Below are 11182 nucleotides of genomic sequence, written 5' to 3'. Positions count from 1 at the left end.
GCGGCTCCGGCGACCAGGCGGGGGCGGCGTCGAATTGGCGGGAGCGACCGGCGCTGTCGAGAGCGCCCATGGCGCTGTCATTGCCGCCGGGGGTGCGGCCGGTACCGCGGAAGGGGCGCACCTCGTCGGTGGTGTCCTCTTCCGGATCGAAGCGGCGGCGCCGGCCGCCTTCTTCACGAACGGCGGCGGTGGGGTCCTCGATCTCGGCGAGCGAGACCTCGGCGTCGAGCGGATCGGGCTTGCGGCGCCGGCCGGAGCGCGGCGGTTCCAGGCCGGGGGCGGCATGGCCGTTCAGACGGTCGGAGCCGCCCGACCACTGGTAGCCGGACGGCTCGGGTAGGGACGGGGGTTCCGGGGTGGCCAGCGGGTCGTAGTACGAAATCGGGCCGGAGAGTGGGGAGTACGCGGGTTCGGGCTCGGCGGGCGCGGTATAGCCGGAATAGTCCGGATAGTCGGCCTGCGGGGTGGGCGAGCTGTAGGAAAAGTCCGAGTAATCCGGAAAGTTTGAGTAGTCAGAATTATTCGAGTAGTTCGAAAGGTTTGAATAGTCCGATTCGCCCGAATTAGGTTGGGGCGCCGGGACCGCCGGAGCACTCTCCTCGTGGCCGCCGTCCCCATCGTCCGAGGCCGCGTGCGAGGACGAACCGTTCCGCACCATCGGTATATCGCCGGTCAGATCCGCGACCGAAATGCCGCGCCCACTCCGACGTCTGCGCCCGCCACCCCCCGTATTGGGGGCCGCGCCCTGCCCGTTTCGCGCCAGCAGTTCGGCGACGGACAGTTGACTAATATCCTCGGTCATCGAGACACCGTTTCGATCGTGCCCGGCTGGCCGCCGTTGGAGCCGCCAGTTATCGGTTCGCTACCCAGGTCGGTATCAAGTTTTCGCAGGATCAATCCCTCACGCAGTGCCCAGGGACAGATTTCCAGCGTATCCAGTGACAATGCCCGCATACTCGCCTCCGCGACCAGCGCGCCGGCCACCAATTGCTGTGACCGATCCGAACTCACGCCTTCCAATTCTGCACGGTCCGCGGCGGTCATTCTCGATATGAACGCAATCAGTTGCCGCAGGCTGGAACTCGTGAGGGTACGCCGCACCCGCGGACCCGCCGCCGAGGGGGCCGCGCCCGTCAGCCGGGCCAGCGACCGGAAGGTCTTGGAGGTGCCCACCGCCAGATCCGGGCGACCCACCTCGAGCAGCTGCTTGGAGGGCAGCACCAGTTCGGCGTCGAGCCAATCGCGCAGCACCGCCACCCGGCGCTTGCCCGGCGGATCGTGCCGCAGCCAATCCCGGGTGAGTCGTCCCGCGCCCAACTGCAACGAGAGCGCGACATCGGGCTGTTCGTCCGCGCCGTTGCTCATCTCGAGCGAGCCGCCGCCGATATCCAGGTTCAGAATCCGCCCGGCGCTCCAGCCGTACCAGCGGCGCACCGCCAGGAAGGTGCGGTTCGCCTCTTCGGCTCCGCTCAAGACCTGCAGATTGACCCCGGTCGCACTGCGCACGCGCGCCAGGACCTCTTCGGAATTGGCGGCCTCACGCACCGCGGAAGTGGCGAATGCCATCAACTCCGCGCAGCCGGAAGTCTTTGCGATACTTGAGAACTCGGCCACAGTCGCGGTCAGCCTGGCGGCTCCCGCGGGCGTGATCCGGCCCTGATCGTCCATGCTCTCGGAAAGCCGTAACGTGGCCTTCGTCGAGCTCATCGGCATCGGGTGGCCACCGCGATGCGCGTCCACCACCAGCAGGTGAACGGTATTGCTTCCCACATCGAGTACACCTAGCCGCACAAGAACACGGTACTGGGTGCGTCACGACTTCAGGCCAGGCGACTGAGCTGTTAGCGTTCCGCACTGTGACGGCAGGTGCATCCGCGAGTGGCCCGACCGGGCTGCGACCAGCGGCGAAGATCGACCCGGCTCCCGAAGTAGAGCTCGACTTCCCGCGCGAGTGGATCGAGTTTGTCGACCCGGCTAATGACGAGCATTTGATCGCGGCGGACATGACCTGGCTGTTGTCGCGGTGGACGTGCGTTTTCGGCACTCCGGCATGCCAGGGCATCATCGCCGGGCGCGAGGACGACGGCTGCTGTTCGCACGGCGCGTTCCTCTCCGACGAGGAGGACGGCAAGAAACTCGCCAAGGCTGTGAAAATGCTCACACCCGAGGATTGGCAGCTCATGCCGAGGGCCCTCGACAAGGAGGGCAAGGTCCGCAAGAAGCTGTATCTGGAAGAGGACGATCTCGACGACGAGCCCGCCCTGCGCACCCGGCGGGTGGACGGCGCGTGCATCTTCCTCAATCGGCCGGGCTTCGAGAACGGCATCGGCTGCGCGCTGCACACCATGGCGCTGCGCAAGGGACTGGAACCGCTCACCGTCAAGCCCGAGGTGTGCTGGCAGCTGCCCATCCGCCGCACCCAGGACTGGGTGGACCGGCCGGACGGGGTGGAGATCCTGCGCACCGTGATCGGCGAATACGACCGGCGGGGTTGGGGACCGGGCGGTCTGGATCTGAACTGGTACTGCACCGGGTCGCCGGACGCGCATGTCGGCACCCGGCCGGTATGGGAGGCGTACGCCCCGGAACTGATCGAATTGATCGGCAAGCCCGCCTATGACGAGCTGGCGCAGCACTGTCGGCGGCGGCAGGGGCTGGGGATTGTGGCGGTGCATCCGGCGACGGTCATCGCCCAGCAGAAGGCCCAGGACGAGGCCGCGACCGGGGCGAAGAAGACCACCGGGAATAAACGGGGTTAATTAACTTGCGGGTAACTTTCTGAAAGTGCCCCGTTTCACTTCACCGCTCACCTACTGTGCGACGGACCCACACCCCCTCGTGGGCCGCAGCACAGGAGCACACATGAGCAACACTCCGCCCAACCGGCGCGTCCTCGGCGCCGGACTTGCCGGGCTCGCCGTCGCGACGGGCATCATCGCCGTCCTCGCCGCGCCCGAAGCACCCCGGGCCAATGCCGCGGTCAACTCGATCAGCATTTCGAGCACCGATCTGAAGGTCGGCAACAGCTACACCCTCAATGCCGACCTCGGCGGCGCCTCCATCGGCCTGCTCATCTACTGGAGCGATAACGGCGACAGCCTCACCCCCGCCGGCAAGGTGCCGTGGCCGGTCGGCCACGCCAGCCTGGACTGGACGCCGAAAAGCGTTGGGCAGCACGTGCTCACGGCTTCCCAGGGCAGCAGCACCAAATCGCTCGTGGTGACCGTGACGGACGGATCGGTGCCCACCACCACCGTGCCGCCCACCACGACGGTCCCGCCGACCACGACCGTGCCGCCCACCACGACGGTCGCGCCCACCACCACCGTGCCGCCGACGACAACCGTGCCGCCGACCACCGAACCGCCGGTGACCACGGTGCCGCCCACCACGGTGCCGCCGACCACCACTCCGCCGGTGACCACCACCGCCCCGCCGACCACCAGCAAGCCCAACGGCGGTACGGGCAGCGCGGACGGTCTGCTCCCGTTCGGCCTCTGACGCCGAACCCTTCTTTCCGAAATTGCCCGGGGCTCAGAGTTGTCCCCAGGTGTGCACAGGAGACTTCATGCGCAACAACACTTCTCGCCGCCGCATCGGCGCGGGCATGGCCGCGGCGGCCGTCGCCGGTGGTGCGGGGCTCGTCCTCGCGCTGTCGCCGACCGCCCAGGCCAATGTCGACACCGTCACCATCACCGGATCGGATTTCCGGGTCGGCAACACCTACACCCTCGGCGCCGATCTGAGCGGGGCCTCGATCGGCCTGCTCGTCTACTGGAGCGATAACGGCAACGACTTCAGCGGACCCAAGGTGCCGTGGCCGGTCGGGCACGCCTCGATCGACTGGACCCCGAGCACGGCCGGACAGCACATTCTGACCGCCTCGCAGGGCGGCCACACCCGGTCGATCGTGATCAATGTGGCGAGCGGTTCCACCACGACCCCGCCGACCACTCCCCCCACGACACCGCCGACCACACCGCCCACGACACCGCCCACCACACCCCCGACCACCACCAACCCGGGCGCGGGCACCGGCAGCGGCGGCACCGGCAGCGCGGGCAAGATCCTCGGCGGTCTGTCCGGCGGCTTGTTCGGCAGCTCGTAGGTCATGGATCAGGAGAACCAGAGCATGCGCATCGCATCACCGCGGTCCGCCGCCCGCCGAGCCGGTGTGGGCATCACCGGCTTCGCGGCCGTGGCCGCCGCCGCGATCCTGGCCGCGCCCACCGCCTGCGCGGCGGTGGACACGGTCACGGTGGAGGGATCGAACTTCCAGGTCGATTCGACGTACACCCTCTCGGCCACGCTCAGCGGCGCATCGGCCGGGCTGCTCGTGTACTTCAGTGACAACGGTGAATTCATCGGCAGCCCCAAGGTGCCGTGGCCGGTCGGGCACGCCTCCATCAGCTGGACGCCGTCCACCAAGGGGCAGCACATCATCACCGTCGAACAGGGCGGCAGCACCCGGTCCACCGTCGTGAACGTGGCGGACAAGCCGATCGGCTCGGGCAGTTCCAGCTCCGGCAGCGGCTTCGGGCCCGCCGGGCCGCTCGGCAGCGGCAGCAGCGGCACCACCGGCAAGTGAATGGAAGAAACAGCATGAGCAGCATTTCCCGGCGCCTCGGCGCGGGCGTCGCCGGTATCGCCACCGCGGCCGCGGTGGTCGTCCTCGCCGCGCCGCAGGCCAGCGCCACGGTCGATTCGATCACCATCACCGGCGGCGATCCGCACACGATCAACACCGAGTACACGCTCACCGCGAATCTCAGCGGTGCTGGTATCGGACTACTTGTGTACTGGACCGACAACGGCAATGACCTGAGCGGACCGAAGGTGCCGTGGCCGGTCGGGTACTCCAGCATCACCTGGAAGCCCACCACCGCCGGACGGCATCTGCTCACCTGCTCGCAGGGCGGCAGCACCAAGACCATCGCCATCACCGTGGTGGATCCCGCCATTCCGGGTACGCCCGGCGGCGGCACCCCGGGCACGCCCGGCGGTGGCAGCGGCGGTTCGGGCAGTTCCGGCAGCGCGGGCAAGGCGCTGGGCGGGCTGCTCGGCGGACTCAGCGGCAGCGCGGGCAGCTAGCGGGTGTGGCGACGGCGACAGGTGTACAGCAGGTGAACCGGATCACTCGGCGGCGACATTCGAATCAGGCTGCGCCCAAGTCTGTTTCGGAGTCCTACCAGGTCGGCGACCTCGGATTGTGAGTTGCGGGAAGTATGCGTGACACCGGTTGGCTACTGATGGTTCACCGGAACGTGTTAGACATCGTGCCCATGATCAAGAAATCGCTCACCGTCGCCGCGCTGGCCGCCGGTGTTGTTCTCACCCTTGCGCCGCACGCCGGTGCCGATAACACCGATCCGGCCAAGTTCTCCGATGTGACCGCCAACTTCGTGCCGTACAACGATCTGAACGTGCTCAGCGCGAAGGACAGCGGCAAGCTGATCATCGTCAGCCCGTACGGCACCAGCCGGACCATCGCCTGCCGCGGCAACGGCCAGGACATCGCCTGGTACGACTGCAAGCAGCAGGACGACCTGGGCTGGATCAACCTGGCCCAGCAGGACATCCCCGGCCTCGGCCCGGGCTGGGTCTACACCATGCAGTCCGACCCGAACGCATAGTCACATCCGAAAACCCGCGCCCGCTTCGGAATCCGAAGCTAGCGCGGGTTTTTACGTTCGGGGACAACTGATTTCGTGAGTCTCGGATAACTCCCGGGGCACCCCCGAAATCGGCTCGGCGCCCGACCGCCGCCACGCGTGCCCAACCGCCGGCGGCTCTGAGCCGGGCGCTGCGGGGTCGGGGAGGCGGTCAAGCTTCGAGTTTGTAGCCCAGGCCGCGGACGGTCACCAGGTGCTCGGGCTTGGCCGGATCGGATTCGATCTTGGAGCGCAGGCGCTTGACGTGCACGTCGAGGGTTTTGGTGTCACCGACGTAGTCGGCGCCCCAGACGCGGTCGATGAGCTGACCGCGGGTCAGCACCCGACCGGAGTTGCGCAGCAGATACTCCAGCAGGTCGAACTCCTTGAGCGGTAGCGTCACCGCCTTACCGTTCACCTGGACGGTGTGGCGGTCCACATCCATGCGGACCGGTCCGGCCTCCAGCACGCTGGTCTCGCCGCCGTTGTCGGCCTCCTCGCCCGCGCCACGGCGCAGGACGGCGCGGATGCGGGCAATGAGCTCACGCGAGGAATACGGCTTGGTGACATAGTCGTCGGCGCCCAGCTCCAGGCCGACCACCTTGTCGATCTCGCTGTCGCGCGCGGTCACCATGATGACCGGGACGCTGCCGCGAGCGCGCAGCTGCTTGCACACATCGGTGCCGCTCATTCCGGGCAGCATGAGATCGAGCAGGACGATATCCGCCCCGGACCGGTCGAACTCGGCCAGCGCGGACGGGCCGTCACCGACCACGGTGACCTCGAACCCCTCCTTGCGCAGGAGGAATGCGAGCGGATCGGCCAGCGACTCCTCGTCCTCGACGATCAGCACACTCGTCATCGGGTTGCCTCCACACCGTTGGTTCTGGCCCGCCCGAGGGGGCGCGGGCCGGTTTCCTTCTTCGCCGCCGGAAGCCCGGCGGAAAGTCTCTTGTCGACGCCGTTGCCGTCGACGGGGTGGGACGGGATCCGCAGCGTGAACGTGGATCCGGTACCCAACTTGCTCCACAGGGTGACCTCACCGCTGTGGTTGGCCGCTACATGCTTGACGATAGCCAGCCCGAGCCCGGTGCCGCCGGTGGCGCGCGAGCGCGCCTTGTCGGCCCGGAAGAATCTTTCGAAGACGCGTTCCTGGTCTTCCTTGGCGATCCCGATACCGCGATCGGTCACGGCGATATTCACATGACCGCCGCGCAGCGCGCGGGACACCGAAACCTGCGAACCGCGCGGCGAGTACGCGATGGCGTTCTCCACCAGATTCGACAGCGCCGTCACCAGCAGCGTCTGATCGCCGATCACCTCGAGACCGCTGGTGGAGTCGGTGCTCACGGTGATGCCGGCGGCCTCGGCGGCGGTGCGGGAGCGTTCAATGGCCTGATTGACCACGCTGTCCACATCGACGGCCTCGAGTTCGGGCAGCTTCTCCGCGCCCTGCAGCCGGGACAGTGCGATCAGCTCGGTCACCATTTTGCCCATGCGGCGGGCCTCACCGTGCAGGCGTTCGCCGAAGTGCCGCACCGATTCCGGATCGTCCGCCGATTCCAGCAATGCCTCAGCCAACAGGCTCATGGCGCTCACCGGGGTCTTGAGCTCATGGCTCACATTGGCGACGAAATCGCGGCGGGTGGCCTCCATGCGGGCCTGTTCGGAATCGTCGTCGGCGAAGAGCACCACGAAGTTCGGGTTCTCCTGTGACAGCGGCCTGGCAACACCCCGGACCGCCAGCCGCGCCCGGCCCGGCATGGGGATCTTCGCCGTCAGCTCGAATTCGATATCGGTACCGCCCGCCAGCACCTGCTGTACGGCGGACCAGGCGCGTTCGTCGAGCAGCCGATCGTGCACTATGCCCAGCTCCTCGGCGCGCGGATTCACCAGCACCACATCGCGGTACTGGTCGACCACCGCGATACCGCTCTCGGAGGCGAGCACGATCAGGTCCAGGACCTGCGACATGGTCAGGCCCGAGTCGGTGGCGGCGCGCAGCCGCTCCTGCCGGGCATTGACATAGGGGATGAGCAATCCACCGACTGCCAGTCCAACGACGGCCGCCAGGACTGCCAACAGCACGGCCTGTGGAACGCTCACACTTTGAATCGTACGGTCGTCTCAGCCGGGTCCGACCCCGGGTGCAGGAAGTTTCACGCAGGTCACAGGGGCTTCGACGGGAGTTGGCCCGGCGTTCACGCAATGTTTCGACTGGCCGGGGGCGGTGTTCGGCATTTTTGTGGCAACCACCGTGTAGTGCGCTCGTCAGTCCCCGGGGTCGCCGTAGAGGGCCTCGCGGACCGCGTCGCCGTGCCGATCCGCCCAGACGCCCAGCGCCAGGATCGGCTGGAGCAGATCGCGGCCCGCGCGGGTCAACTCGTACTCCACGCGCGGTGGCGCTTCGGCGTAGCGGCGACGTTCCAGCAATCCCATCCGCTCCATCCGGCGCAGGGTTTGGGTGAGCATCTTCTGGCTGATACCGCCGATGGCGCGGCACAACTCGACCGGGCGCATGGGGCCCTCGCGCAGGGTGTAGACGATCACCGTCAGCCAGGAGTTGCCGAAGATGTCCACCGCCAGGCGTGCGGGGCAGTCGGATTCGTAATCGCCGTACGCCGGGAACTCCACGGCCTCGGGGGTGACCGCCTCGATCGTCATGACTCCAGCCTGCCAGTGCCGAAGCGCACCCGGGGGTGCGTATCGGAATTCCTAACGTCGAATACGCAATCACGACCTAGGAGTTCACATGCGAATCGGAATCATCGGCGCCGGAGCCATGGCGCGGGCGCTCGGCGGACAGTGGGCCGCGGCCGGACATGACATCGCGATCGGAGCCCGGGATACGGCCAGGGCGCGGGCGGCCTCGACGGTTATCGGGCACGGGACGCACGCGGTGACCGTCGCCGAGGCGGCCGAGTTCGGCGAGGCGGTGCTGCTGGCCCTGCCGGTCTCGGCGCTGACCGAAGTACTGGAGACCATCGGGGAGGCGCTGGCCGGGCGCATTGTCATCGACTGCACGAATGCGTTCCTGCCGGACAGCGGCACGTTCGTGCTCTCCGAAGACGCTGTCGCCGAACGTATTGCGGCAACCGTCCCGGCGGCCCACGTGGTGAAGGGGTTCAACGTCTGCGCCGCCGAGGTGTACGCGGGACCGGCGCGCGAATTCGAGGGCCACACCCTGCTGGTCCCATTGTGCGGGGATAACGCGGCCGCCGTCGCCCGCGTCGCCGCCCTGGTTGAGGACATGAAGCTGAAGCCATTCCACGCGGGCGGTCTCGCCCAGGCCAGATACCTCGAAGCGACCTCGGCCTTCGTGGTCGGACAGTGGTTCGGCGGCAACGATTCTCGCGCCATGTTCCCGCCACTCGAGGCAACCTTCGCCGACGCGGACTGACTGGCTTTCCACATCGAGGCCATGCACCTCTCGTCATCCCGGCATGCTTTCGGCCGGGATGACGGGAATGGCTCACCAGCCGGGGTTGCCCCGGACCGGCAGGTTCACATAGCTGGGCTCGGCCGGATCGAGCAGCAGATGCTGCGGGAGCAGGCCGGTGTCGACCGTTATGGCGGTGGGCGGCAGTCCCTTCGGGAAGTTGCCCGCGTAGACGTCCACACGCAGGCGGTGGCCGGGTTGCAGGACGGCGTCTATGCCCGCGATCGAGATATCCAGTGCCACAGGCTGTCCCGGCACCGTCCGCTGACGGGTGTCCAGGGACAGATCGGGGACCGGATCGGTGTAGTCACCGTTGGATCCGCGGGTGCTGCGGGATTCGTCGAGGGCACGCAGTGAGGCGACCAATTGGCCGGTGGACAGGGCGGTCGAACGACCGTCCGGGGCAACGTCATTGACGGTGGCGACCCAGTAGCCGTCGGCGGCGTCGTGCACCGTGTTCAGGTGTACGGCAATGGGACCGGAGACGGTGGTGGGCTCGGCGACCGGGGCGCTGGTGAAGGTCAGGCCGTTGGATTCCTGTATGCGGGAGTCCTTTCCGCAGGCATCGATGAGCGAGATGATGCCGATGGTCTCCTGCGCCGCGTCCCGGGAGCAGAGCCCGGTCAGCCCGGGTGCGACGGTGAGCAGGTCGCCGCCGCCGGGCGCGGTCGACAGTGAGCCGTCGTGCACGCTGTGCCCGCCGGTGCCGCTGGGCGCGCCGTCCAGGTACATGCGCCGATACTCGATACCCGGCTGCGGGAAGGACGGGGCGGTGATCCAGCCGCCGCCCTGCTCCTTCACGGTGACCGGGCCGAACTGGTCGATACCGTTGTCGATCCCCTTGAGCCACCTGTCGAACCACGCGCGTTGCAGCACATCCATGCGCGGCGGCAGCCCCGGGCGACCGGATTCGTTACCGTTCGAGATGTGGTATCCGTCGCCCACCAGCAGCTGTTTCTGCCCGGGCGGCAAGGGGATTCGGCGATATACGTCGGCCTGCGAGGCCACGAAGACATCGTGCCAGCCGCCGGTGATGAAGGCGGGCACGGTGATTCGTGACGGATCGGTCTCCCACGCCTGCCGCATCGGACTGCCCGAGTCCAGCAGTGCGCGGATCTTGGGGCTCAGCTGGTCGATATTCGGTTGCAGGAACACTTCCAGCAGCGCGTCCACGAAGGTGAACGGATCGGCCAATCTGTCCGCGAGCCAGCGCATATCGAAGCGCCCCTGCGCCAGCGCGGTCAGATCGGGGACGAGTTTGCCGCCGTTCACCGCCGCCAGCCACATCGGCATGAACGCCGCGCCGATGGCCCCGCCGGGTGCGACGAGATCGCGAAACGGATTGCGGCTGGGTACGACCGGGAAGATGGCCTTGAGCGCGGGCGGCTGTTTCGCGGCCACCTGCAATTGGTTCAGCCCGGAGTAGGAGACGCCCGACATTCCGATATCCCCGGTGGACCAGCCCTGCTTCGATGCCCAGTCGATCACCTCGGCGGTGTCCTGCTGCTCCCGCTCCCCCAGCAGATTCCAATCTCCTTGGGAGAAACCGGTTCCGCGCACATCGACGACCACCTGGGTGTATCCGGACTTGATCAACTGCCGATCCACGGTGAAGGTGCGCAGCAGTCCGCCGCCCAGCGCCTTGGTGAGATCGGTGAGCCCCGAGATCGGTGTCCCGGTCAGATCGAAGTTCCGGAACGCCTGCACCACCAGATCCGAGAGTCCCGGCACCGACATGGCCGAATCCGCGATCATGGAGCCGAGTTTCGTATAGGGCGTGAGGTTCACGATGGTCGGCGTGGGATCGGCGATGGGCTGTCCGGACGCATCGGCCGGGTGGTAGACGTTCGCCTTCAGCACCGTGCCGTCAGTCATGGTGATGGGCACATCCCAGTCGATGTACACATTGGGATAAACCTGTGGATTGTCTTCGGTGGCAGCCCATTCCGCACCGGTGCCGCCGCCGTCCGGGCCTACGGGATCGGCGGTGGCGGCGGGCGGGACGAACTGTGTCAGTACCACGGCGGCCGTCATGGCCACCGCGACTCGCAGCAGGAGGGGCATAGCTCGTCAAACTAGGTGAGCCGGGACA

The 11182-nt window shown here is 67.5% G+C and carries 12 protein-coding genes and 1 pseudogene; 7 read left to right on the top strand and 6 right to left on the bottom strand.

Annotated elements, in window-relative coordinates:
* A pseudogene (locus tag NA10_RS16245) lies at positions 1–802 on the bottom strand (hypothetical protein); the annotation flags it as partial.
* Complete coding sequence (locus tag NA10_RS16240) at positions 799–1791, bottom strand: Ppx/GppA family phosphatase (protein ID WP_067568666.1); 993 nt, start codon at positions 1789–1791, stop codon at positions 799–801. The pseudogene NA10_RS16245 and the gene NA10_RS16240, both read right to left, overlap by 4 nt.
* Positions 1792–1856: 65 nt before the next feature.
* On the opposite strand from NA10_RS16240, the gene NA10_RS16235 reads away from it, so the two are divergent.
* The 6 genes from NA10_RS16235 to NA10_RS16210 all read left to right on the top strand — a co-directional run bounded on the left by NA10_RS16235 (position 1857) and on the right by NA10_RS16210 (position 5633).
* Positions 1857–2759: a DUF3109 family protein gene (locus tag NA10_RS16235; RefSeq protein WP_245677362.1), complete on the top strand. Its 903-nt coding sequence runs from the start codon at positions 1857–1859 to the stop codon at positions 2757–2759.
* Positions 2760–2862: 103 nt separating this feature from the next.
* Positions 2863–3501 (top strand): hypothetical protein, encoded by a 639-nt coding sequence (locus tag NA10_RS38020; protein ID WP_067568665.1) that lies wholly within the window; start codon positions 2863–2865, stop codon positions 3499–3501.
* Between the two features lie 67 nt (positions 3502–3568).
* Positions 3569–4108: a hypothetical protein gene (locus tag NA10_RS38015; protein ID WP_176580422.1), complete on the top strand. Its 540-nt coding sequence runs from the start codon at positions 3569–3571 to the stop codon at positions 4106–4108.
* Between the two features lie 24 nt (positions 4109–4132).
* Positions 4133–4588, top strand: a complete 456-nt coding sequence (locus tag NA10_RS16220; protein WP_067568687.1) for a hypothetical protein — start codon at positions 4133–4135, stop codon at positions 4586–4588.
* A gap of 14 nt (positions 4589–4602) precedes the next feature.
* A complete protein-coding gene (locus tag NA10_RS16215) occupies positions 4603–5091 on the top strand; it encodes a hypothetical protein (RefSeq protein ID WP_067568663.1) in 489 nt (162 codons plus the stop codon).
* Positions 5092–5282: 191 nt separating this feature from the next.
* Positions 5283–5633: a hypothetical protein gene (locus NA10_RS16210; protein WP_067568686.1), complete on the top strand. Its 351-nt coding sequence runs from the start codon at positions 5283–5285 to the stop codon at positions 5631–5633.
* Positions 5634–5823: 190 nt separating this feature from the next.
* Here the strand turns inward: NA10_RS16210 and NA10_RS16205 are convergent, their stop codons facing one another.
* From NA10_RS16205 to NA10_RS16195, 3 genes are all read right to left on the bottom strand, one after another.
* A complete protein-coding gene (locus tag NA10_RS16205) occupies positions 5824–6513 on the bottom strand; it encodes a response regulator (RefSeq protein ID WP_067568662.1) in 690 nt (229 codons plus the stop codon).
* Positions 6510–7757, bottom strand: a complete 1248-nt coding sequence (locus NA10_RS16200) for a sensor histidine kinase (RefSeq protein ID WP_067568661.1) — start codon at positions 7755–7757, stop codon at positions 6510–6512. The genes NA10_RS16205 and NA10_RS16200 overlap by 4 nt, the downstream gene beginning before the upstream one ends.
* A gap of 165 nt (positions 7758–7922) precedes the next feature.
* Entirely contained in the window at positions 7923–8315 is a 393-nt protein-coding gene (locus NA10_RS16195) for a winged helix-turn-helix transcriptional regulator (protein ID WP_067568660.1), read from the bottom strand.
* A gap of 88 nt (positions 8316–8403) precedes the next feature.
* Between NA10_RS16195 and NA10_RS16190 the strand changes: the two genes are divergently transcribed.
* Positions 8404–9051, top strand: coding sequence for an NADPH-dependent F420 reductase (locus tag NA10_RS16190; RefSeq protein WP_067568659.1), 648 nt, complete (start codon positions 8404–8406; stop codon positions 9049–9051).
* Between the two features lie 72 nt (positions 9052–9123).
* Here the strand turns inward: NA10_RS16190 and NA10_RS16185 are convergent, their stop codons facing one another.
* Positions 9124–11154 carry a CocE/NonD family hydrolase gene (locus NA10_RS16185; protein WP_067568658.1) on the bottom strand — a complete coding sequence of 677 codons (2031 nt, stop codon included), beginning with the start codon at positions 11152–11154 and terminating at the stop codon, positions 9124–9126.
* Positions 11155–11182 lie beyond the last annotated feature (28 nt).

The organism is Nocardia acidivorans NBRC 108247 (assembly GCF_001625085.1).
GTDB classification, from domain to species: Bacteria; Actinomycetota; Actinomycetes; order Mycobacteriales; family Mycobacteriaceae; genus Nocardia; species Nocardia acidivorans.
The sequence above is the reverse complement of the archived record's forward strand: the minus strand, read 5'-3'. Positions and strand labels throughout refer to the sequence as shown.

What these genes read in the sequence shown, in the direction of transcription:
- NA10_RS16190 (WP_067568659.1), top strand. Translation starts at nt 8,404, where the DNA reads ATGCGAATCGGAATCATCGGCGCCGGAGCCATGGCGCGGGCGCTCGGC.
- NA10_RS16205 (WP_067568662.1), bottom strand. Translation starts at nt 6,513, where the DNA reads ATGACGAGTGTGCTGATCGTCGAGGACGAGGAGTCGCTGGCCGATCCG.
- NA10_RS38015 (WP_176580422.1), top strand. Translation starts at nt 3,569, where the DNA reads ATGCGCAACAACACTTCTCGCCGCCGCATCGGCGCGGGCATGGCCGCG.
- NA10_RS16210 (WP_067568686.1), top strand. Translation starts at nt 5,283, where the DNA reads ATGATCAAGAAATCGCTCACCGTCGCCGCGCTGGCCGCCGGTGTTGTT.
- NA10_RS16195 (WP_067568660.1), bottom strand. Translation starts at nt 8,315, where the DNA reads ATGACGATCGAGGCGGTCACCCCCGAGGCCGTGGAGTTCCCGGCGTAC.
- NA10_RS38020 (WP_067568665.1), top strand. Translation starts at nt 2,863, where the DNA reads ATGAGCAACACTCCGCCCAACCGGCGCGTCCTCGGCGCCGGACTTGCC.
- NA10_RS16220 (WP_067568687.1), top strand. Translation starts at nt 4,133, where the DNA reads ATGCGCATCGCATCACCGCGGTCCGCCGCCCGCCGAGCCGGTGTGGGC.
- NA10_RS16215 (WP_067568663.1), top strand. Translation starts at nt 4,603, where the DNA reads ATGAGCAGCATTTCCCGGCGCCTCGGCGCGGGCGTCGCCGGTATCGCC.
- NA10_RS16185 (WP_067568658.1), bottom strand. Translation starts at nt 11,154, where the DNA reads ATGCCCCTCCTGCTGCGAGTCGCGGTGGCCATGACGGCCGCCGTGGTA.